This is a genomic window from Haemophilus haemolyticus, assembly GCF_001679045.1.
In the GTDB taxonomy this organism is placed as follows: domain Bacteria; phylum Pseudomonadota; class Gammaproteobacteria; order Enterobacterales; family Pasteurellaceae; genus Haemophilus; species Haemophilus haemolyticus.
This window is the reverse complement of record NZ_LYCK01000012.1, coordinates 92,357-116,040: the sequence shown is the minus strand read 5'-3', so window position 1 is coordinate 116,040 and position 23,684 is coordinate 92,357. Positions and strand designations below refer to the sequence as shown.

Genomic DNA, 23,684 nt, shown 5'->3' with positions numbered 1-23,684 from the left:
GAGTATTCATATACCTACGGCTAAATATCGTTATATGATTCAGGGCAAGCTGACATAATGCCTAGAAATATAGCTTCCCCATTTGCACGATTGATTCGCATTACGCTGAAAATCTCATTAATTTGATCATTCGCTCAAAATAAACTCGACTTTTCAAAAGTGCGGTCAATTTTTCAATAGTTTTTTCATTGTCTTTCGTTTCACTATGAAAACGAATCAAATCACGGATTTCAGCAAAAATTTTCTGATTGCTTTCTAACAAAGCTGATAAGAGCGTTTCTTTTTGTTTTTCTGTTGCCACTGCTTCTAGGATTTTTCCATTTTCATCATAATAATGATAAAGATTAAAAAATGCCCCAACTCGCTCCACTGTTTTCATAAAATCTTGACTAAAAAGTGCGGGAGAAAAGGATAAGGTTTCTTCCAAAAGTTTCTGTTCCATTTTCAACACGGAATTAAATTTTACACAAAAATCTACCGCACTTTCTTCTCGTTCTTCTTTTAAGAAATTACGCCATTTATTTAACCAATCTGTTAAAAATTGTTTTGAACCCAGCAAATAACCACGCTTTGCTTTACTTGCACTACTAAAATAAATATCTCTTTCGAACGGCAAAGTTTCCACAAAATCAAAAAGATCCTGCACATTGCCAGATTTCAATTCAAACTCAATTTCACAAATAGGTTGCTCAAATTCGCCTGCAATAATTTTACCTTGATCGAACGCCACTTCAATTTTGGATTGTTGAAATTCAACTAACCAAAAAGTGCGGTTAAAATCTGTCGAGAAAATAGGTTGTAGTGTAGAACTAGGTAATTGTTCAAAAGGATAAAGTTCTCTTAATTGGGCATTGGTTGGCGTTTCTTTTTCGATTAATAGTAAATTATATTCTGGGCGACTATGCAATCCACCAACAACTTCGCCGTTGGTTTTTAGCGTTAATGTAAGTTCCTGATCTTCTTGACGAATACGTAATCCCATCTTTTGTTTAGCAAGGAAATGATCAGGATAATCATAATAAGTATTGCTCAGAAACTGTTTTTTATGCGCTAAACAAGTAAAGTTTTTTAAATGTTCTTCTAATTCATTAAACGCTTGGTCTGATACCGCTAATTTAATTTCAATTTCATTACTCATAAAATTATACTCCCTTTAACTTAAAACTGTTCAAATATACAGATAAAAATAGATAAATCAAGCGTTTTATAGATTTATATTCCTTTAAATTAAACATCGTAAAATAAACATAGAGGGCTATAATTTGACTTAATTTTAAATAACTAATTAATGAAGGATCTCTATGAGAAAATTATTTCTATTTTCTATGCTTCTAAGCATCACATTGCCTATAAATGCGGGTGTTCGTTGTTCAGATTTTAATACACAAGAAGAAGCACAACGCTATTATGAAAACCACCATGCTTATCATTTAGATAGAGATCGAGATGGTGAAGCCTGTGAATGTTTGCCTGGTGGTAGTAAATACGGCTCATCGCGTTGTAAGAAATATTAATGATACATTGAAAAGATGAAAAATTCGTCTTTTCCTTTTCAGGAAAGGGATGCCCTCCTAAAATACATTTAATTATTAATAAAAATCGGGTAATATGCGCACGAATTTTTAACCCCTTATGGAGTAAATCACTTATGGCAATGAATAATATTCTCGGATTATTTGCCCATTCGCCTTTAAAACCATTACAAAAGCATTCGGAAAAAGTCACTGAATGTAGCGATCTTTTAATTCCTTTTTTTGAAACCACCTTCTCAAAGGATTGGGAAAAAGCGGAAGAAAAACGCTTAGAAATCTCTCAGCGTGAACGTGAAGCCGATAGCTTGAAACGTGAGATTCGTTTGAAATTGCCACGTGGTTTATTCTTACCTATCGATCGTACTGATCTCTTAGAATTAGTCACGCAACAAGATAAGTTAGCAAATTTTGCTAAAGATATTGCAGGCCGTATGATTGGTCGTCAATTTGGTATTCCTGAAGAAATGCAGGAAGAATTCTTACATTACATAAAACGTAGTTTAGATGCGATTCACCAAGCACATCGAGTAATCGAAGAAATGGATCAACTTTTAGAAACCGGTTTTAAAGGCCGTGAACTAAAATTAGTTAACGATATGATTCAAGAACTCGATGCCATTGAAGACGACACTGACCAAATGCAGATCAAATTGCGTAAAATGCTTTACACCATCGAAAGCCGTTATAACCCAATTGATGTGATGTTCTTATATAAAATTATTGAATGGGTTGGCGTGCTAGCTGACCAAGCACAACGTGTTGGCTCACGCATTGAATTAATGCTGGCGCGTTCATAATCAACAAAACATAGGAAATTAACTATGGAAGTTATTAGTCAATATGGTTCGTGGTTGGTGTGGATTACAGCAGCCTTCGGCTTTTTTATGGCTTTCGGTATCGGAGCCAATGATGTTTCAAACTCAATGGGTACATCTGTAGGATCTGGTACTGTAACAGCCAAACAAGCAATTATTATCGCGTTAATTTTTGAATCTGCTGGCGCATATCTAGCCGGTGGTGAAGTAACAGAAACCATTAAAAGTGGCGTAATCGATCCAATGCAATTTGTGGATACGCCCGATATTTTGGCACTGGGTATGCTTTCTGCTTTATTTGCATCTGGCGCTTGGTTATTTATCGCAACGAAAATGGGCTGGCCGGTTTCAGGTACTCACACTATCATAGGTGCAATTATTGGGTTTGCGTGCATTACAATTGGCCCTGGCGCAGTAGATTGGTCAAATATTGGTAGCATCGTTGGTAGCTGGTTCATCACGCCTGTCATTGCAGGTATTCTCGCCTATGCAATCTTTGCAAGTACGCAAAAACTTATTTTTGATACCGAACATCCACTAAAAAATGCACAAAAATATGGTCCTTACTACATGGGGATAACCGTATTTGTTCTGTGTATCGTAACCATGACAAAAGGTTTAAAACATGTTGGTTTAAATCTTTCCAATAAAGAAACTTTGGTCATTTCTCTTATCATTAGCCTTGTAGGCATGCTGTTTTTCCACTTCTATTTTAAAAGCAAAACATTCACCCAATCTGCAAGCAAAGGGACTTTTGGTGCGGTAGAAAAAGTATTTAGCATTTTAATGTTATTAACAGCCTGTGCGATGGCTTTTGCTCATGGTTCAAATGATGTAGCCAATGCAATTGGTCCACTTTCAGCAGTTGTGTCTATCGTTGAACAAGGCGGTAAAATTGTTTCAGGCGGAGCCTTAACTTGGTGGATTTTACCATTAGGTGCATTAGGTATTGCTGTGGGCTTAATTACTATGGGGCAAAAAGTAATGGCGACTGTTGGATCTGGGATCACAGATTTAACCCCAAGCCGTGGCTTTGCCGCTCAATTTGCTACTGCGATGACCGTTGTAGTTGCATCAGGTACAGGCTTGCCGATCTCAACAACACAAACACTTGTTGGAGCAATTTTAGGTATCGGTTTTGCTCGCGGTATTGCGGCACTTAATTTAACGGTTATCCGAAACATCATTAGTTCTTGGATAATCACTTTACCAGCCGGCGCATTCTTCGCAATTATTATCTTCTATTTACTGCGTGCGGTGTTTAATTAATTTATTGCAACAAAAAGTGCGGTTTATTCAGCCGCACTTTTGTTGTTTTTATTTTTAAGGAGAAAGCATGAAAAAAATCTACAATACACTTTTATCTTGCGCTTTACTTGGTACAGGTATTGCAACTGCTCATGCAGAAACGCAATATGTTACTGAAAATCTCAGTACGTTTTTACGCCGCGGTGCCGGTGAACAATTTAAAATTGCAGGTTCAATTCAAGCGGGTGAAGCGGTGAATATATTAGATCGACAAGGAAAATACACGCTAATTCGAGACAATAAAAATCGTGAAGCTTGGATTTTAAATTCAGACTTAAGCAGCACGCCAAGTAGTAAAGAAGAAAATCCAAAATTAAAAGCTCAAGTTCAAGAATTAACCTTAAAACTTAGTCGTTTAGATGGCGATTGGCAACAACGTACCGTAGAAATGCAACGTCGAACCAAACAAGCCGAGCAACAAAGTGCGGATCTTTTAGAACAAAATTCACAATTGAAACGTGAACTTGAAATGACCAAAAATAAAAATCGTGATTTAGAAGCGATGCTTGATGCAGGTAAACGAGAAATTGCGATTCAATGGTTTATTTATGGCGGTTCAGTATTGGGCGTAGGCTTACTCTTCGGCTTGCTTATTCCTTATGTATTACCAAAACGTCGCCGTCGTGATGGCTGGGCATAATCACGAATGAAAGTTTATTTGGTTGGTGGAGCTGTTCGCGATCAATTATTAGGTTTACCGGTAAAAGATCGTGATTGGATTGTGGTAGGCGCAGACCCTGCTACGCTACTCTCCCTCGGTTATCAACAAGTAGGCAAAGATTTTCCGGTTTTTCTCAATCCTAAAACAAAAGAAGAATATGCGCTTGCCCGAACAGAACGTAAATCTAGCGTAGGTTACACTGGCTTTATTTGTGATTTCTCCCCAACAATTACATTAGAACAAGATTTAATTCGACGAGATCTCACTATTAACGCGATGGCTCAAAGTGAAGACGGTGAAATTATTGATCCTTATGGCGGAAAACAAGATTTAGAAAATCGAATTTTACGCCATATTTCTCCTGCTTTTTCAGAAGACCCTTTACGAGTATTACGCGTAGCACGCTTTGCAGCCCGTTATCATTCACTCGGTTTTAAAATTGCCTCGGAAACGCTATCCCTAATGGCGGAACTTGCCCAATCGGGAGAATTACAACATCTCACAGCGGAACGCGTTTGGCTAGAAACAGAAAAAGCCTTAAACGAAAAAAATCCTGAAATTTATTTTGAAACCTTACATAAAACAGGTGCATTAAGAGTTTTATTTCCTGAAATCGATGCCCTTTATGGCGTACCAAATCCAGTAAAACATCATCCAGAAGTGGATAGTTTTATTCATACCATGCTGGTATTAAAACAAGCGGTTAATTTGACTGAAAATAACCCTATCCTAAATAAAAGTGCGGTCCGTTTTGCCGCAATTTGTCATGATCTTGGCAAGGCTCTTACACCTCAAAATATTCTTCCTCATCATTATGGGCATGAACAAGCTGGCATAAAACCGACTAGATCATTGTGCAAACGCTTGAAGGTCCCTAGTTATTTTCAAGAACTTGCAGAACTGACTTGTGAATTTCACACGCATATTCACAAATCCTTTGAGCTTCGAGCTGAAACCGTCATAACGCTGTTTAATCGTTTTGATGTGTGGAGAAAACCACAACGCTTTCAAGAATTTCTACAAATATGTCTTGCTGATACTCGAGGTAGAACAGGCTTTGAAAATAAAGACTATCCACAAATAGATTACATCAATCAATTATTACATGCGGCAAATGAAGTAGATGTACAGCAAGTTATTGCAGATGGATTTGAGAAACAAGAAATCAGAAATGAATTGACGAAACGAAGAATCTTAGCGGTTAAACAAACAAAAGTTAATTACCCAAAAAATTAACAAATAAAAGTAACTTTACTCAATTAAACTAAATCCTTAAAATACGCGAGCTTATTAACTTGATGAATAATATGAAAACGTTTAAATTTCTCACCGCACTTTTTGTAACCAGCATACTTACAGCCTGTACGATGGATGCTGAACGTCCAGTTAACGTGCAATATATCGATAAAACCGACGCCACATGGCAACAGCATTTACAAAAGATTCAAAAAATTCAATCCTATCAAGCTAAAGGACAAATTGGTTATATCAGTCCTACAGAACGTTTTTCTAGCCGCTTTGAATGGCAATACCAAAATCCGAAATCTTATACGCTTAAACTCTATTCTTTGATCAGTAAATCTACCCTGTTGATTCAAATGCATCAAAGTGGGATGACAATTTCCGATAACAACGGTAATCAACAATCTGCAGCCAATGCGAAACTACTATTACAAGAGATCATTGGAATGGATGTGCCATTAGAACATTTAGCTTATTGGTTGAAAGGCCAACCGGCAATGAATGCGGATTATCAAGTCGGTACCAACCATTTACTTGGCGCATTTACTTATCATGTGGATGGTTCTCAATGGACGGCAGATTATCTCACTTATCACTCAAATAATTCGATGCCTGAAAATATTCTGCTAAAAAATGACAGCACGAAACAAACTCTAAAAATTCGCGTGGATGAGTGGATTTACTAATGAATACATTAATGAAATCACATCAATTTTCTACCGCACTTTCTCAAAATACAACACAATCAAATGGGAAGCCATTGCGTTTCCCTAGCCCAGCCAAACTGAATTTATTTCTTTATATCAACGGAAAATTGCCGAACAGCTATCATGAATTACAAACACTTTTCCAATTTTTAGATTTTGGCGATTGGTTAGAAATTAGTATCCGTGAAGAAGATAATCAAATTGTTTTAACCCCAGAAATTCCAAATCTAAAAACGGAAGATAATCTAATTTATCGGGCTGCAAAACTTTTACAAGAAAAAGCCAATATTCAATTGGGTGCAAATATTCATTTAGATAAAATTCTTCCAATGGGAGGCGGTGTCGGTGGTGGTTCATCCAATGCAGCAACCGCATTAGTCGCGTTAAATTATTTATGGCAAGCCAATTTATCCATTGATGAACTGGCAAAATTAGGATTAACACTAGGCGCTGATGTACCAATATTTGTACATGGGCACGCTGCTTTTGCTGAAGGTGTCGGGGAAAAAATCACTTATTGTGAGCCTGCCGAAAAATGGTTTGTTGTATTAAAACCCGATGATTCAATATCGACGGCTGTGATATTTCAAGATCCAAATTTACCACGTAATACACCGAAAAAATCCCTAGAACAACTTTTGAGTGAATCTTATGTAAACGATTGCGAAAAAGTTGTGATAAATCATTATTCAAACGTTGAAAAAGCGCTAAACTGGTTGCTACAATATGCGCCGGCAAGATTAACAGGAACGGGAGCATGTGTTTTTGCTGAATTTGATAATGAAGCAGAAGCACAAGCGGTATTTAGACAAAAACCAGAAACATTTTTTGGCTTTGTTGCGAAAGGACTCAATGTTTCTCCCTTGCACGCAATGTTGAAGCAGCTATCATCAACTTACACTCATCGACAATCTAAACCTGAGGTTTTATAAAATGCCTGACATTAAACTCTTCGCGGGTAATGCAACACCTGAACTTGCAAAACGTATTTCTGAACGTTTATATATTTCACTAGGCGATGCGACGGTCGCACGTTTCAGCGATGGTGAAATCCAAGTTCAAATCAATGAAAATGTGCGTGGTGCGGATGTATTTATCATCCAATCAACTTGTGCACCAACCAATGATAACTTGATGGAATTGATTGTGATGGTAGATGCATTACGTCGAGCATCTGCTGGTCGTATTACTGCCGTGATTCCTTATTTCGGCTATGCTCGCCAAGATCGTCGTGTTCGTTCTGCTCGTGTGCCAATTACCGCTAAAGTTGTGGCAGATTTACTTTCAACTGTTGGTATTGACCGCGTATTAACTTGCGACCTACACGCAGAACAAATTCAAGGTTTCTTTGATGTTCCAGTGGACAACGTGTTTGGTTCTCCGGTTTTAATTCACGATATTTTGAAAAAATCTGATCTTGACAACCCTATTGTTGTTTCTCCAGATATTGGCGGCGTTGTACGTGCTCGTGCTGTAGCGAAATTATTAAATGATACAGATATGGCCATTATTGACAAACGTCGCCCTCGTGCAAACGTAGCACAAGTGATGCATATTATCGGTGATGTTGCAGATCGTGATTGTATTTTAGTAGATGATATGATTGATACTGGCGGTACGCTTTGTAAAGCGGCAGAAGCATTAAAAGAACGTGGTGCAAAACGTGTTTTTGCTTATGCAACTCACGCAGTTTTCTCTGGCGCTGCAGCCAAAAACTTAGCCAGCGATGCCATCGATGAGATTGTTGTTACTGACACCATTCCATTATCAGAAGAAATGAAAGCTATCGGTAAAGTTCGCGTGCTTACGCTTTCTTCTATGCTAGCAGAAGCCATTCGTCGCATTAGCAACGAAGAGTCTATTTCTGCGATGTTTAACTAAATTAAAATTTCAATAAAAAATACCGCACTTTGATTGTTTATCTAAGTGCGGTATTTTTTTATTTACTTTATTTAGCTGTATCTACTTTATTCAACCGTTACACGCGCAAATTTTCGTTTACCCACTTGGTAAACATTTGTACCTTTCGGTGCATTGTCTTTTACGTTATCGACTTTTTCACCATTGATTTTTACACCGCCTTGTTGAGCAGAGCGAATTGCTTCTGAAGTCGAAGGCACAAGACCCGCTTCTTTTAATAAGGTGGCTAAACCAATTTCACCAGAAAACGTAAATTCAGGCATTTCATCAGGTATTGCGCCTTTTTGGAAACGATTAATAAATTCCTGTTCTGCTGCATTTGCAGCCTCTTCATTGTGGAAACGTGTAATTAATTCTTTTGCCAGTAAGATTTTTACATCACGTGGATTTTTGCCGTTTTCTACTTCCGATTTTAATTGTGCAATTTCGCTTAATGGACGGAATGAAAGAAGGTTATACCAATCCCACATGAGTTCATCAGAAATTGACATCACTTTACCGAACATATCGCTTGGTGCTTCCGTTACACCGATATAGTTACCAAGTGATTTGGACATTTTTTTCTCGCCGTCTAAGCCAACGAGTAATGGGAGGGTAATCGCAACCTGTGGTTTTTTGCCTGCTGATTTTTGTAATTCACGACCAACAAGTAAGTTGAATTTTTGGTCTGTACCACCTAGTTCTACATCTGCATCTAATGCAACGGAATCATAGCCTTGTAATAATGGGTAAATAAATTCGTGGATTGCGATAGGTTGGTTATTTCCAAAGCGTTTTTTGAAGTCGTCACGTTCAAGCATACGCGCAACGGTGTAGTTGCTTGCAAGACGAATCATACCTTCTGTACCAAGTTTACTTAACCATTCAGAGTTGAAGACGATTTTGGTTTTTTGTGGATCGAGAATTTTATAAATTTGCTCTTTATAGGTTTCAGCATTGCGCAATACATCTTCTCGGCTGAGTGGAGGTCGCGTGGCATTTTTACCCGATGGATCGCCCACCATTCCAGTGAAATCACCAATTAAGAAATAGACTTCATGACCGAGTTGTTGAAATTGACGCAGTTTGTTTAATACAACGGTATGCCCTAAATGAATATCTGGTGCGGTTGGATCGGCGCCTAGCTTTACTTTTAATGGGCGATTTTCTTTCAGTTTTTCGATTAAATCCGCTTCTGAAAGGATTTCATCAGTACCGCGCTTTAGTTCCGCGAGAACGGTATTAATGTCAGTCATTATTATTTCCTAATTATGTTTTTTGAAAGGTTTTATTATAGGGATTCTTGGAGATTTGTGAATAAAAAAAACGCCTATTTGTGGGGAAATAGGCGGGAATGTTGGAGTGATTATCTAATATTGTTGTTGGAATGGTTAGATGATAATTGTTATCAATAACTTTGTCAACAACTAAATGAAAATAATTCTCAAAAAATATTATTTTATATAAGGCACCGATTCTGTTAAGGAAAGTGCGGTAGGAATTCCATTAGAAATTTCAAATTGTCCCGCATAAGCATAGGCTTCAACGCCTTGTTCTATTGCTTCTTTTAATAAGCGATCATATTCAGGATCGATATATTCTGCGATTTTGCAACGATCAAAACCATTATGTAACCCAGCAAATAGTACCACTGCGCGATGACCTTGTTTTTTCATTGCGAGTAATTCACGGACATGTTTTTGCCCACGCGTAGTCACTGCATCGGGGAACATTCCTAAATTTCCTTTCACTAAGGTGATGGATTTCACTTCCACATAACAATCGGGTAAGCCTTCACCTTTTAGTAAGAAGTCAATTCGGCTATTTTCTTCGCCGTATTTCACTTCAGGATAAATTTCATCATACATTGCCAATTCTTTGATGTGCTTATTTTGCAGTGCTTCAAAGACAAGCTGATTAGAACGATGCGTATTGATACAGCAAAGTTGTCCATTTGCAAGTTGTGTGAGTTCCCAAGAATGGGGATATTTGCGGGTTTGGCTATCAGAATGTGAATACCAAATTGTGTCACCTTTTTCACCGCAGCCAGTCATCGCACCTGTATTTGCGCAATGGATTGTCATAATATCACCAGTTGGCAGTTCAATATCCGCAAGAAAGCGTTTGTAACGACGAATTAATTTTGCCGATTGTAAAGCTGGAAGTTGCATAAAGTTCCTTATTTGAGTTTTTCTAAACGTTGTAAAATGGCGTTATCGCTCATGGCTTGCATTTTTTTCATTCTCAAAGAAAGTAAGATTGCCGCGAAAGTGAGTGAGACCACAAAGGCAATCCAGAAACCTTTCGCATCAATGTGCGGCACAAGCCAATCTGTACGACCGAGCGTATAACCAAGTGGCACCCCAATTACCCAATAAGAGAAAAGGGTAATATATAAAATGACTTTGGTATCTTTATAGCCCCGTAAAATGCCGCCAACCACCATTTGAATAGTATCTGAGAATTGATAAAGTGCGGCAAATAATAATAAATTTGCCGCCATGTCGATGACAATTTCATCGGTTACGAAAATAGAGGCAATTTCATAACGGAAGAAAATCGTAATTAATGCGGTAATGATTGTCACCGTTAGCCCTAATAATAATGCGGCATAGCCCATTTTTTTCGCATTTTGTGGTGAGCCAGTGCCTAATGCTTGTCCGACTAAAATCGTTGTTGCCATACCAATTGACAGGGGGAACATAAAAATGAAAGAGCTAGTATTCAATGTAATTTGATGGCTCGCAACAATAGTTGCACCCAGCGGAGAAAGCATTAACGAAGTGAGGGCAAATAATGCCACTTCACAACAAAGTGCAATAGCAATGGGTAAGCCTAAACGAAGTAGTTTTTTAAGCGTTTTGGGATTCGGCATTTCAATTAATTGGCTAAATACTTTTAGCGAACGTTCTTGAGCATTCGTGTAGGAATAGAACATCATCATTAAGCACATTGCCCAGTTCACAATGGCTGTCGCAATACCACAGCCCACCGCACCAAAAGCAGGCATACCAAATTTTCCATAAATAAAAATGTAATTAAGCGGAATATTCAGCAGTAAACCTAAGAAGGTAATGACCATTGCAGGCTTGGTTTTGGCAATCCCATCATTTAAACAACGAAAATTAATCAGCATTAAATAAGCAGGTAATCCCCACAACATGGCGTGTAAATAATCGCGTGCTAAATCTGACATTTTGCTTTCCATTTGCATATATTGCAGCGGAATTTCACAGAAATAAATCAGCAAACCTAAAGGAATACTCACGCCTAACACAAGCCAAATGCCTTGGCGAACTTGATGGGCAATGCGATGGCGTTGGCCTGAACCGTTTAAATAAGAAATGGTCGGAGGCAGCGCTAATAATAAGCCTTGACCGAAAAGCACTAATGGCATCCAAATAGATGCGCCAACAGAAATGGCAGCCATATCAGTGGAACTCACTCGACCAGCCATAATGGTATCCGCTAATCCCATTGAGTTTTGTGCGATTTGCGCTAACAAAATGGGTAAAGAGATTTTAATTAATTTTTTAATATCAGCGTGATATTGGGATAAAAGACGAAAATTCATAAATTTGATATACTAAGAAAAATTTTTAGAAAAGGAGAAAATATGTTTACCGGAATTGTACAAGGCACTGCGCCTATTCATTCAATTACAGAAAAGGCTAATTTTAGAACACAAGTGGTAAAATTACCACCTGAAATGCGTAAAGACCTAGAAATTGGCGCATCGGTGGCAAATAATGGTGTATGTTTAACCGTGACTGAAGTCAACGGTGATCTAGTTAGCTTTGATCTCATGCAAGAAACCTTAAGAATTACGAATCTAGGCTTATTGAAAGTAGGCGATCATGTGAATATCGAACGTGCTATGCAAATGGGAACGGAAATTGGCGGACATTTATTATCTGGTCATATTTATTGCACCGCAAAAATTTCAGATATTATCGCTAGTGAAAATAACCGACAAATTTGGTTTGAGCTGCCAAGCGCAGATCTAATGAAATATATTTTAACGAAAGGATTTGTTGCGGTAGATGGCATCAGTCTGACTATTGGCGAAGTAAAAGGCACGCAATTCTGTGTGAATTTAATCCCTGAAACTTTGCAACGAACCTTAATGGGGCAACGTAAAGTGGGCGATATTGTGAATATCGAAATCGATCCTCAAACACAAGCCATTGTGGATACAGTGGAAAATTATCTGAAAGCAAGAAATTTATAGCCTATTGAAATAAGAAGAGCGGTTAAAAAAACACAGAATTTTTTAACCGCTCTTTTGGTTGATGACTTCGTTTATTTTTTCGATTTTTTCCATTTCCAGAAAAGGAATAGGGCAAGTAAAGCGATAAGCACATAAATCACTATTTGACCTTTTTGGATTTGAGCATGTAACCAGTCTAAATTTTTTGCACCAAGTTCGCCTAAATAAACCCAAATTGGCACAGAAATAATGGCAGCACAGAAATCAATTAAGACAAAACGTGCGTAACTTACACGGCGAGTAATGCCTGAGACCATATAAATTGGGGCACGCAAACCGGGTAAAAAACGTGCGACAAATAACACACGGTTGCCATATTGGCTGAATTTTTCACGCACCATTCTTAAACGTTGTAACGTCACGATTTTACGCATTGGACGAAAACGTAAAATTTTTGTGCCATAAATACGACCAAGCCAATACATACTAGAATCACCCGCAAGTACACCAATCATACTGACTAGCAACATCAAATGTGAATTAACGCTTTCTGGATAAAGCCCCGCAATGACGCCACCAGAAACCAAGGTAATATCTTCAGGAATCGGCACACCAAATCCACAAATAATTAAAACAAAAAGAACAGCCCAATAGCCGTAATCAGTAAAAAATCCAATCAGAAATTCCATAATCTTCCTACTTTATTTTTTTATAAATATCGTAAAAAACTGCTAAGCATTCTAATCTTTTCAGGGTAAAAAACCTAGAAAAAGTTTGCTTTGAAGAGAGGGATATTCTATAATTTGCCGTCTCAAAGCGTGGCCAGTGCTTGTCTTTGAGAATAATATTTGGAAAATTGCTGGGTCGCCTGCAATTTTCTTTCTTTTAACATTAATTTAAAGAGAACATTAAAATGGCATTTAAATTTAACGCTGAAGTTCGTACAGCGCAAGGTAAGGGTGCGAGCCGCCGCCTGCGTCACAATGGTCAAATCCCTGCAATCGTTTATGGTGGCAGCGAAGAGCCAGTTTCAATCATCTTAAACCATGATGAATTAAACAACGCGCAAGCACATGAATCTTTCTATTCTGAAGTGATCACTTTAGTGATCGGTGGTAAAGAAGTTGCAGTTAAAGTACAAGCGATGCAACGTCACCCATTCAAACCAAAATTGGTTCACATTGACTTCAAACGTGCGTAATTCATAAATTTGAACAAAGTAAAAAAGCTAAGATATCAATCTTAGCTTTTTTATTCTGAATATTTTAATTATTTTTCAATAAATACCTAAACTTTAATTTTTTATCAAATAACGTTTTAAATTTTCAACAACAAATTCTAATTCTGCTTTTCCATAGTTTGGCTGAAATTCTAAAAAAATCACTCCAGCCTTTCGACAAGCCTCCCGTTTCACTGCATCACGCTTCGCCGCATTATCCTGATAATGTCCCTGCCCTTGATATTCAATTACTATTACGGCATAGCCTTTCTTATCCACAATCAAAAAATCTACTCGTTTACTATTTATCGCAAAATGGGGCTCTTTATCTATTGATTCTAAAAACTCTCCCATTGAAACCTGAGTAAATAAACCGAACTCTTGATAACCTTTAGATAACAACTTTTCTAAACGAAGAAAAAGTTGATATTCACTCTCATTCATCAAGGTTTTTCTTTTATACTTACTCAATATAACGACATCAAGATGATCATTTTTATTCACAATATTAATTTTGTTTTCTGTCGAAAGATAAAGACGACTATTCTTTGCATTACGACGAGTTGATCTTGATTTAGATGAAAATAAGCCAATTACAAATAAAATAACAAAAATGAAAATAATGATGTATTGCAAAGAAAATTCCATATTGTTCTCCTAAATGAACAGGAAAACAAGATAGCATTAATAGAATATTACTTTATATTACAAATAAATGTATTTGAGATCTGGATCGCAAAACAACCTTAGATAAGACAAAAAACTAGCTTTTGTTAGAACTATGAGAATTTAAAAAATATGGCTGGGGTACTAGGATTCGAACCTAGGGATGCCGAGATCAAAACCCGGTGCCTTACCGCTTGGCGATACCCCAACAGATAAATCTTTGATTAGATATAAAGAAGATTTATTTGATAGTATGGCTGGGGTACTAGGATTCGAACCTAGGGATGCCGAGATCAAAACCCGGTGCCTTACCGCTTGGCGATACCCCAACTACTATTTGACTTACAAAGCGATAAATGGTGCGGGACGAGGGACTTGAACCCACACACCTCTCGGCGCCAGAACCTAAATCTGGTGCGTCTACCAATTTCGCCAGTCCCGCAAATTTGGTGGCTACAGCGAGATTCGAACTTGCGACCCCAACATTATGAGTGTTGTGCTCTAACCAACTGAGCTATGTAGCCATTACCTTAATTTGCCTAACCATATCGGCTTTGCGGGGCGTATTATGCTGATTTTGGTGATACTCGTCAAATACTTTTTTTAAAATATTTGGATTTTCCCTTTCATTTGATTATTAATAAAACACATCAATTATTTTTTACGCATTTATAGTCTGAATTACCAACGAGATTATTTAGTTTGACGCTTTAATTTTTCTCTCTTGTCATAATCAGATTTATGACAAAGATCATATCTAAATATAGTTATGTTCAAAAAACAAACACTCTCTAAATTTTAAACCAAAATCTATTTGACAATAAAAAGCTAACTCGTTATTTGTATAGCTAATTATATAAAAAAACACACAACATCAATGGAGTATCTTATGTCCCATCTCTCAGTCGCCAAATTTGGCGGAACATCTGTAGCCAACCATGCGGCAATGACAGCTTGTGCAAAAATTGTCATCGCTGATCCAAATACACGCGTAGTTGTGCTTTCTGCATCAGCTGGTGTGACGAATTTATTAGTCGCGTTAGCAAATGGTGTAGAGGCTACGGAACGTGAAAAATTAATCGGTGAAATCCGTCAAATTCAAGAGAATATTTTGAATGAATTAAAAGACGACAGCCGTGTTCGTCCAATTATTGAAAAATATCTTGAAAATATTACCGCACTTTCTGAAGCAGCTAGTCTTGCAACCTCTCCCGCATTAACCGATGAACTCATCAGCCACGGTGAAATGATGTCAACTCAAATCTTTATTGAGATTTTACGTGAACAAAACACATCGGGCACTTGGGTTGATGTACGTACAATTGTTGCAACCAATAACCATTTTGGTAAAGCTGCACCGAATGATGAACAAACTCAATCAAACAGCGATAGCATTTTAAAACCATTAATCGACCGAGGTGAATTAGTCATTACTCAAGGTTTTATCGGGCGTGAACCAAGTGGTAAAACAACCACATTAGGCCGTGGCGGTAGTGACTACTCTGCCGCCTTGTTAGCCGAAGTATTAAATGCAAAAGACGTTTTAATTTGGACTGATGTTGCGGGTATTTACACAACCGATCCACGCATTGTTCCTACTGCACAACGAATTGATACCATGAGTTTTGCAGAAGCCGCTGAAATGGCAACCTTTGGCGCAAAAGTGCTACATCCAGCCACATTACTCCCTGCAGTACGCAGCAATATCCCGGTTTATGTGGGTTCAAGTAAAGCCCCAGAAGCGGGCGGAACTTGGGTTACTCGCGATCCTCAACCTCGTCCAACTTTCCGTGCTATCGCACTACGCAGAGATCAAACTTTACTCACTCTTTCGAGCTTAAGTATGCTGCATGCACAAGGTTTCTTAGCGAATGTATTTAACATTTTGGCTAAACACAAAATTTCGGTGGATACAATCACCACATCAGAAGTGAGCGTTGCATTAACATTAGATAAAACTGGTTCAGCATCTTCAGGAGCGGAATTACTTTCAACCGAATTATTAGATGAACTTCGTCAATATTGTTCAGTAAAAGTAGATACTGGCGTGTCATTAGTCGCATTAATCGGCAATGACTTACATATTGCTTCTGGTGTAGCAAAACGTATTTTTGATACTCTTCAATCTTACAACATTCGCATGATTAGTTATGGCGCAAGCACCAACAATATTTGTATGCTCGTGCAAAGTGAACATGCTGACGAAGTCGTTCGTTCATTACACAAATCTTTATTTGAATAAAGTAAAAAGCCTAAAGTGCGGTGAAAAATCACCGCACTTTTTCTTTTATATCATTGAGATTAAAGCCGAAAAAGAGTAAAGTAAACGGCTGTTCATTTGACTAATTTAACCGAATAAAAGGCGGAAATTATGGGAAAAAGTGTTGTTATCTTAGGCGCTCAATGGGGCGATGAAGGTAAAGGGAAAATCGTCGATCTTCTAACGGATCGCGTAAAATACGTAGTTCGTTACCAAGGCGGTCACAACGCAGGCCATACACTTATCATCAATGGAGAAAAAACCGTATTACGTTTAATTCCATCTGGTATGTTACATCCAAACGTAACTTGCTTAATTGGTAATGGCGTTGTGGTTTCACCTGAAGCATTAATGAAAGAAATGGGCGAACTTGAAAGCCGTGGTATTAAAGTTCGTGAACGTTTGTTAATTTCTGAAGCTTGTCCTTTAATCTTGCCTTATCATGTGGCTATGGATCACGCCCGTGAAGCAGCACTCGGCAAAAAAGCTATCGGTACAACTGGTCGTGGTATTGGCCCAGCTTATGAAGATAAAGTGGCTCGTCGTGGTTTACGCGTAGGCGATTTATTTGATAAGGAAGCCTTTGCCGAAAAACTCAAAAACATCCTTGAATACTATAATTTCCAATTGGTGAACTACTACAAAGTTGAACCTGTCGATTATCAAAAAACCTTAGATGATGTAATGGCAATTGCCGATGTAATCACTGGTATGGTGGCAGACATCACTACAATTCTTGATACAGCACGCAAAAATGGTGAGCACATTTTATTTGAAGGTGCGCAAGGTACCATGTTGGATATCGACCACGGTACTTATCCGTATGTAACCAGCTCAAACACAACGGCTGGGGGTGTTGCAACTGGTTCTGGTTTTGGCCCGCGTAACTTAGACTATGTACTTGGTATCATCAAAGCTTACTGTACTCGTGTAGGTGGTGGCCCATTCACAACAGAATTATTTGATGATGTAGGAGCTGAAATTGCGCGTAAAGGTAACGAATTTGGTGCAGTAACAGGCCGTCCACGTCGTTGTGGTTGGTTCGATGCCGTCGCCATTCGCCGTGCAATCCAACTCAACTCTATTTCTGGCTTCTGCATGACTAAACTGGACGTATTAGATGGTTTTGATGAAGTTAAAATCTGTGTTGCATACAAAATGCCAAATGGTGAAATCGTTGAATATGCACCATTAGCCGCAAAAGATTGGGAAGGCGTAGAACCAATTTATGAAACATTACCAGGTTGGAAAGAAAATACCTTCCGTATCACAGATGTAAATAAATTACCACAAAACTGCATTAACTATATTAAACGTATTGAAGAAGTAACTGGGGTACCAATTGATATTCTTTCAACAGGTCCTGATCGTGTAGAAACCATGATTTTACGTGATCCATTCGCAGCTTAATTTCTTTTAGGTTTTCGACCGCACTTTAAAAGTGCGGTCTTTTTTTATCTTGTTTTCATATTAAACTAAAAGGGCTAAGTCCTATTTACAGAACTTAGCCCTTTAATTTATTCACTATAAAGTGCGACTAGATTACCAGAAGTATCCTACTGCTGCACCACCTGTCACTTCACCTTGAGTGTTAGCACCCATTGAGAAGCGAACGCCGTATTTACCGTTATCAGAAATACGAGAGTAACCTACTGCTACGGCAGATTGGTTTTTGTGTTGACCAACACCTGCTGTTGCCACAGATTGACCCGGTTTATGCGGTTGTAACAAGTTTGCCATCGCTGCAGAAGTCGCCATGCCCGCATTCATACGGTCGCCTAATTTGTTAACCTGACCTTGTAAGTTATTAATACGATTACCTACACCTTTAGCCACGGCATACAACTGGCTGCCGTTGATTGCATCGGTAGAAGTTGATGAAATTTCACCCGCCGCTACGTTTTGGATACGACGTTCATCTCCTGCTGCACCAACTGAAACAACACCATTTGCTTTCGCTCCTTGGAAACCACCGTAAGTCATATTACCTACAGTTGCTGTGGTTACCGTACCTACAGAGCCAGCAGTAGTACTTGTTCCTTTCGTACCATCTTGTTTAATGTTATATAAACTTGCTGTACGGCTTCCATCTCCAGCTGTTGCTGTTGATTTATTACCTAAATATACAGAGTTTTCAACGGTGCCTTCTCTCGAAGTGGAGTTGCCCGCATTATTAACATCATTACCTAATACAAATGTATTTTTTGTCGTAATCACGTTATTGTTACCAAATGCATAGCTTCCCGTTGCATCAGCTTTAATTACGTTAGGGTCACCAAAGGCACCTGAGTTATTAGCCTCAACAATATTGCCTGTACCGATTGCAATAGAGTCATTACCTAATACTTTAGAGCCATTCCCCATTGCAACAGCATTATCACCATGGGCAACAGAGCTTTTACCAATTGCTGTCGCAAATTTACCGCTTGCACTTGAGTCAAAACTATTTGCAGTTTCCACTTTAGGACGATTTACACCATCATTAGAGTGGAAGAACTTGATACCTTGTTCATTCATATTATGAACAGCCTCAACCACTGAGTTAGTGATAATTTCTTTCTGACCTTGTACATTATAGGTTTTTAAGATTGGTGTACCATTCTCATCAACAACAATATCTTTATAAGTTGTTTTCGAACCATCAGGGTTTGTTACTGTGATGTTTTCCACATTTGGTACATTACCACGACTTAATGCATAAATTTGAGCACCATTTACCGCATCTGTACTTGTTGGCGAAATATCACCTGCTTTAACACCCGTAATTTTTGTTGGATTACCGTCTTTATCACCAATATTGATGTTATCACCTGCAGCATTAATCTTTGGACCATTATCACCAAATTGAACGCTACTAAAGTTTACTTCATCTGCTGTTGCATAAGTGACTTTACCTTCAGCGTCTTGTTTCACAGTCATATTTTTGCCTGCTGCAAGATCAACTTTCTTACCTGGATTGATAATTTCATCATCGCCAGAAAGTTTCTTACCACCATTTTCTGAAGTTTTTAAAGTAAAGCCTGATTTATTGATTGCATCCGCAATATTTTGAACTGTTGCAATTGGGTTGCCAACATTATCAATATTAGCCTGTGCAGCATCAACCTTATCTTGAGCAGCCTTCTTCGCTTCAGGCGTGGTTGCATCCGCTAATGCTTTTTTAGCATCATCTAAGGCTTTCTGCATTTCAGGCGTAACTGGACCTGAAACAGAACCATCTTTATTACTTGTAACCGTGCCTGTATCAACATCAAATTTCACTGTTGTAGTCGTAACATTATTGCCTTCCTTATCAACAGCGACTTTCGTTGCCAACTTAACTTTTGTATTTTTACCGTCTGCAAAACGAAGTTCATCATTAGGATTCACTTTTTCATCTTCATTTTTAAAGTCTGCATCCGATAATGTTTCTGTTTGCTTACCAACAACAAAACCAGATTTTTGAATCGCTGTTGCAACTTTATTACCTGTTACATAGCCGTCACCTGCATTAGCAATTGGTGTCGTGCCTTTATCTGGTGTTACTGCTGATACCTTATCATCGACAGGTTTACCTGTTTTAGGATTGATATCAGAGGTTTTATAGTACTTGTCTCCCACTTTAGTTACTGGGGTACTTTCACCATTGACGATTGCAGTAAGATCACCGTCTTTTACAACTTCACCCTCTTTAACTGCTATCGTAATTTCACGAATACCTTTATCATTAGTTTTACCCGTTACAGAAACTCCAGCTCCAGCCTTGAAATCTACTTTATTAGCATTTTTCACAGTATCAACATATTTGTTTTCTGGTGTGCCAACAACCCAACCCATGTTACGTAAATCACCTACTGTAGCAGCTGTGTTATCAGATACATTTGGAGTGTCTAAATTAACCAAATCTTTAGTATCTGGTTTCGCATTTCCATATTTTTGCAAACCGGAGGTCACATTCGTAATATTAACAGGCTCATTCTTATCACCTTTACCTAATTTTAGGCCATCCGCTGTTGGAGCTAAGTTAACTTTATTTCCAGCGCCATCATTTAAATCAAGAGTTTTAAATTCTGGATTATCTACTGTTTTGAAAGTAAATTTATTTGCAGTGCTGTGATCAATTTCAATGTTTTTACCAGCATCGAAAGTTACAGTAGTGCCAGGCTTAACGTTATCGTCTGTGCCAATTTTGTCATTGCCTTTTGTCGCGGATGCAATCCAGTAGGAATTATTAATAGCTTTCGCCACTGTATCTACAGTTGCCACTTTACCTTTATCAGCATCTGCTACAGTTGGAGCCCCATTGTTGTTTGTAATGTCTCCTGTATCTACCGTAACATTATTGTCATCATCTACTTTTAATCCAGCACCAACGTTTACATGGTATGTAACATTGGACACTTTTCCATCTGTAGTTTCTACTTCAGCTGTTGTACCTTCACCATCAATAAAGTTTACAGTGTCATATGGTTTTACAAAATCCTTCGCGTCACCATTATTTTGTAAATTCCAACCGGCATTCAACACATCACCGACAGTGGCTGCATTATTTGTGATATTTGGCAAATCTGTTGCAGACGGACCTTCAGAAGCTGTAGTTGGTGCAGTTGTATCTTTTTTCGCACCTGGCAAGTTGCCCGCTACATTAGTGATATTTTGACCACCGTTATTTAAACCGTCTTTTGTCAAAGATACATTGTCAGGTTTCTTACCATCTTTCTCTGGTTGTGAAATAGTGATCCCATTTGGAGTAATATTCGTGGTGTTGCCAGCATCATCTTTTACTTCAACACTACTCAAGCCTTTTAACGACTTCGCCAATTTAACCGTTAAAGTATCAGTTTTATCCCCAATCACACCAATGTTGTTATCGGATAATTTAGATGCCTCTGTTTCACCACCAACAACTTTAACCTCAGTACCCAAAGTGCGGTCAAATTTTCCAGCTTCTTTATTATCACCGGAAAATGACAATGGTTTCGCCGCCATACCATTTACAGCCGCATCTAATTGTGATTTATTCACGGCATCTTTATCATCTGTGCCTGGGGCAATATTGGTGATTTTTTTACCACCAAAATCTACACCCTCAGGATTAAAAGTCATAGTGGTTCCGTTACCACCAATGCTGGTAATATCCGTTAACGTTTTACTTAACGCATAAGTGAAGGTATTGGTTGTAGTATTGTGTTTTAAGCGCAAGTTTTTACCTGCATTTAAGGTTAATGTACCGTCCGCCCCTACTGTTGTACCATCGGTATCATTCGCTTTTTCACTATCACTTACGTCTTCTTCCGTTGAAGTGCCTTTCGCCTTCCAAGTCACTAGATTTTTTATTTTGGTTTCACCAGCAGGAGTGATATTGCTTAAATCTTTATCCGCCGCATTATCAATTTTAGCTTTAGTGGTATCATCCAATTTAACGGTTACATCCGTACCGCTGGCTGTTGTAGTCAAGCCATTTGTACCTTTCACATTAAACTGTAAACCACCAGTTTTATCTAGCTGCTGAGCATCAGTAGTTCCTGAATCACCGCCAAGTTTAATATTATTTGTTGCGACTTTATCTAACTGTGATTTATTAACTGCATCAGTTGGTTTCGTTCCCTCAGCTAAATTCGTAATCGGTTTGTTATTCATGTTAATGCCATCAGCATTAGTGACAATACCGCCTACGTTAGTGCTATCTAATCCTTTTAAGTCTTTCGCTAGTTTAACTTTTAAGGTGTTGCCATTTTCATAATTCACACCGATGTTATCGTCAGATAATTTAGTTTTATCTGCACCACCTAACAAGTTCAAACGACCATCTTTCATGCTTCTAACAACGATTTTTTTCGTTGTTGCATCCGCTTTTTTTGCATCCGCATTTGCACCTGTTACTTCGCCTTTATCAGCATCGTCACCGGCATATAAGAATGTTGGATCTATCGTCATGTTATTCAAAATGCCGTATAACTGAGAACCGTTGATACCATCAGTGGAAGTTTCAGACACTTCACCAGCAGCTACGTTCTTTAACTGACGTTCATAACCTGCTTTACCAATAGATACTACGTCACCTTTACCCGTTGTAGAACCACCGCTCCAATTGTATGTATGCCCATTAACCGTTGTAGAGGTTTGTTTAGTACCAGGTTTATCTGTTGTAGAACCGCCACCCAGTGCTACAGAGTTATCAAATGTCGCTGTCGCGCCAGAACCCACTGCAACCGCATTCACTTTCTCCGCACTCGCACCTGTACCAAGTGCCACAGAAATATTTCCAGCTTGCGCTTTTACACCGATAGCCACAGCTGCTTCACCAGCTTTAGTATCTTTATAAGGTCCCCCATCATTACGTAAGTTTTTACCTGTAAGGTTTGTATAGGCTTCACCAACAGTACCTGTTACTGTATTTCCATCAGCATTTGTATATGTTGTAGATGCTGCTACCGCTCTATCTACATCATCATTACCAATAGCAATAGAAGAGTTACCATATGCCATTGTATTAGAACCTAACGCAACAGATTGGTCTCCAAAGGCTTTAGCTCCTTCCCATGGCTTATTTCCGCCACCAATCGCTACAGATTGACCAACCCTTCTCTCATTACCTCTACCATCAGAACCTGCTACGGCATTTTTACCGATGACAATGTTATATGCTCCATTAGCATTAGTATCATCACCAATAGCAATATTGTTATTTTCTTTACTTGCATTAGCATTCTTACCAATCGCAACACCACTGCCACTAGCCAAAGCAGTACCTTGATCTATTGTATTATTAGAAGTACTCCCAATAGCAACACCTGCTTCTGCAGTATTAATGCTACACAATACTAATGCCCCACCTAATACCGCTTTCAGTGAGTTACGACTTTGTTTTTTATGTGCTTTAGTTAATTCAGAAACGGCAACCCAAGATTGTGTTGCGTGGTTCCAGATTACACGGAAAATTTGATTCATAAATATCTCTCCTATTAAAAAGTTAAAAGGTGATAAAATTAAGAGCGATCTATTTATCATAAACCGCCCTATTACCTGAAAAATACGCCGCGCATACTAACAGCGACAAAATATAAGTCAAGCAATTTAGCCCCAAATTTACATATATTTACATATGTAAACGTTTGCATGCTATATCCTAATATATTGTGAAAAATAATTACCTAGGAAAATAAAAAATCTGCCCTTAATCAGT

The 23,684-nt window shown here is 38.3% G+C and carries 19 protein-coding genes and 4 tRNA genes; 12 read left to right on the top strand and 11 right to left on the bottom strand.

Going from position 1 to position 23,684, the window contains the following annotated elements; translation table 11 throughout:
- Positions 1-100: 100 nt before the first annotated feature.
- On the bottom strand, positions 101-1,138 hold the full coding sequence (locus tag A8M50_RS03980) for a CYTH domain-containing protein (protein WP_005644914.1): 1,038 nt from the start codon (positions 1,136-1,138) through the stop codon (positions 101-103).
- A 163-nt stretch (positions 1,139-1,301) separates the two neighbouring features.
- On the opposite strand from A8M50_RS03980, the gene A8M50_RS03975 reads away from it, so the two are divergent.
- From A8M50_RS03975 to A8M50_RS03940, 8 genes are all read left to right on the top strand, one after another.
- Positions 1,302-1,514, top strand: a complete 213-nt coding sequence (locus A8M50_RS03975; protein WP_005644891.1) for an excalibur calcium-binding domain-containing protein — start codon at positions 1,302-1,304, stop codon at positions 1,512-1,514.
- 134 nt (positions 1,515-1,648) lie between these two features.
- Positions 1,649-2,329, top strand: coding sequence for a TIGR00153 family protein (locus A8M50_RS03970; RefSeq protein WP_005633711.1), 681 nt, complete (start codon positions 1,649-1,651; stop codon positions 2,327-2,329).
- A 24-nt stretch (positions 2,330-2,353) separates the two neighbouring features.
- The gene (locus A8M50_RS03965) at positions 2,354-3,616 is read left to right on the top strand and encodes an inorganic phosphate transporter (RefSeq protein ID WP_005644675.1); all 1,263 of its coding nucleotides are present in this window, start codon (positions 2,354-2,356) and stop codon (positions 3,614-3,616) included.
- 67 nt (positions 3,617-3,683) lie between these two features.
- Positions 3,684-4,295, top strand: a complete 612-nt coding sequence (locus A8M50_RS03960) for a TIGR04211 family SH3 domain-containing protein (protein ID WP_005645022.1) — start codon at positions 3,684-3,686, stop codon at positions 4,293-4,295.
- 6 nt (positions 4,296-4,301) lie between these two features.
- On the top strand, positions 4,302-5,552 hold the full coding sequence (locus A8M50_RS03955) for a multifunctional CCA addition/repair protein (protein ID WP_005644822.1): 1,251 nt from the start codon (positions 4,302-4,304) through the stop codon (positions 5,550-5,552).
- Between the two features lie 71 nt (positions 5,553-5,623).
- Positions 5,624-6,244, top strand: coding sequence for a lipoprotein insertase outer membrane protein LolB (lolB, locus tag A8M50_RS03950; protein ID WP_005644720.1), 621 nt, complete (start codon positions 5,624-5,626; stop codon positions 6,242-6,244).
- 11 nt (positions 6,245-6,255) lie between these two features.
- Positions 6,256-7,197 carry a 4-(cytidine 5'-diphospho)-2-C-methyl-D-erythritol kinase gene (gene ispE, locus A8M50_RS03945; RefSeq protein ID WP_005644823.1) on the top strand — a complete coding sequence of 314 codons (942 nt, stop codon included), beginning with the start codon at positions 6,256-6,258 and terminating at the stop codon, positions 7,195-7,197.
- A 1-nt stretch (position 7,198) separates the two neighbouring features.
- Positions 7,199-8,146: a ribose-phosphate pyrophosphokinase gene (locus A8M50_RS03940; protein ID WP_005645071.1), complete on the top strand. Its 948-nt coding sequence runs from the start codon at positions 7,199-7,201 to the stop codon at positions 8,144-8,146.
- A gap of 86 nt (positions 8,147-8,232) precedes the next feature.
- On the opposite strand, the gene tyrS is transcribed toward A8M50_RS03940, so the two are convergent.
- From tyrS to hmrM, 3 genes are all read right to left on the bottom strand, one after another.
- The gene (gene tyrS, locus A8M50_RS03935) at positions 8,233-9,420 is read right to left on the bottom strand and encodes a tyrosine--tRNA ligase (protein ID WP_005644718.1); all 1,188 of its coding nucleotides are present in this window, start codon (positions 9,418-9,420) and stop codon (positions 8,233-8,235) included.
- Positions 9,421-9,618: 198 nt separating this feature from the next.
- Positions 9,619-10,335, bottom strand: coding sequence for a DNA/RNA nuclease SfsA (gene sfsA / locus A8M50_RS03930; protein WP_005644783.1), 717 nt, complete (start codon positions 10,333-10,335; stop codon positions 9,619-9,621).
- Positions 10,336-10,343: 8 nt separating this feature from the next.
- The gene (gene hmrM / locus A8M50_RS03925; protein ID WP_005644725.1) at positions 10,344-11,738 is read right to left on the bottom strand and encodes a sodium-coupled multidrug efflux MATE transporter HmrM; all 1,395 of its coding nucleotides are present in this window, start codon (positions 11,736-11,738) and stop codon (positions 10,344-10,346) included.
- Positions 11,739-11,780: 42 nt separating this feature from the next.
- On the opposite strand from hmrM, the gene ribE reads away from it, so the two are divergent.
- Entirely contained in the window at positions 11,781-12,395 is a 615-nt protein-coding gene (ribE, locus tag A8M50_RS03920) for a riboflavin synthase (RefSeq protein ID WP_005644993.1), read from the top strand.
- A 71-nt stretch (positions 12,396-12,466) separates the two neighbouring features.
- Here ribE and A8M50_RS03915 read toward each other — a convergent pair whose 3' ends face one another.
- Positions 12,467-13,063 carry a DedA family protein gene (locus tag A8M50_RS03915; RefSeq protein ID WP_005644884.1) on the bottom strand — a complete coding sequence of 199 codons (597 nt, stop codon included), beginning with the start codon at positions 13,061-13,063 and terminating at the stop codon, positions 12,467-12,469.
- Positions 13,064-13,287: 224 nt separating this feature from the next.
- Between A8M50_RS03915 and rplY the strand changes: the two genes are divergently transcribed.
- Positions 13,288-13,575, top strand: a complete 288-nt coding sequence (rplY, locus tag A8M50_RS03910; RefSeq protein WP_005633680.1) for a 50S ribosomal protein L25 — start codon at positions 13,288-13,290, stop codon at positions 13,573-13,575.
- Positions 13,576-13,668: 93 nt separating this feature from the next.
- Here rplY and A8M50_RS03905 read toward each other — a convergent pair whose 3' ends face one another.
- The 5 genes from A8M50_RS03905 to A8M50_RS03885 form a co-directional block, all read right to left on the bottom strand.
- Positions 13,669-14,241, bottom strand: a complete 573-nt coding sequence (locus tag A8M50_RS03905; protein WP_005644654.1) for a DUF2726 domain-containing protein — start codon at positions 14,239-14,241, stop codon at positions 13,669-13,671.
- Positions 14,242-14,392: 151 nt separating this feature from the next.
- Positions 14,393-14,467, bottom strand: a tRNA-Gln gene (locus A8M50_RS03900).
- Positions 14,468-14,513: 46 nt separating this feature from the next.
- A tRNA-Gln gene (locus A8M50_RS03895) sits at positions 14,514-14,588 on the bottom strand.
- Between the two features lie 28 nt (positions 14,589-14,616).
- Positions 14,617-14,701: transfer RNA gene (locus A8M50_RS03890), tRNA-Leu, on the bottom strand.
- Between the two features lie 5 nt (positions 14,702-14,706).
- A tRNA-Met gene (locus tag A8M50_RS03885) sits at positions 14,707-14,783 on the bottom strand.
- A gap of 365 nt (positions 14,784-15,148) precedes the next feature.
- On the opposite strand from A8M50_RS03885, the gene lysC reads away from it, so the two are divergent.
- Both lysC and purA read left to right on the top strand, forming a co-directional pair.
- Positions 15,149-16,501 (top strand): lysine-sensitive aspartokinase 3, encoded by a 1,353-nt coding sequence (lysC, locus tag A8M50_RS03880; RefSeq protein WP_005644773.1) that lies wholly within the window; start codon positions 15,149-15,151, stop codon positions 16,499-16,501.
- A gap of 129 nt (positions 16,502-16,630) precedes the next feature.
- Positions 16,631-17,929: an adenylosuccinate synthase gene (gene purA / locus A8M50_RS03875; protein WP_005644991.1), complete on the top strand. Its 1,299-nt coding sequence runs from the start codon at positions 16,631-16,633 to the stop codon at positions 17,927-17,929.
- A gap of 132 nt (positions 17,930-18,061) precedes the next feature.
- Here purA and A8M50_RS03870 read toward each other — a convergent pair whose 3' ends face one another.
- The gene (locus A8M50_RS03870; RefSeq protein ID WP_005644901.1) at positions 18,062-23,449 is read right to left on the bottom strand and encodes an ESPR-type extended signal peptide-containing protein; all 5,388 of its coding nucleotides are present in this window, start codon (positions 23,447-23,449) and stop codon (positions 18,062-18,064) included.
- Positions 23,450-23,684 lie beyond the last annotated feature (235 nt).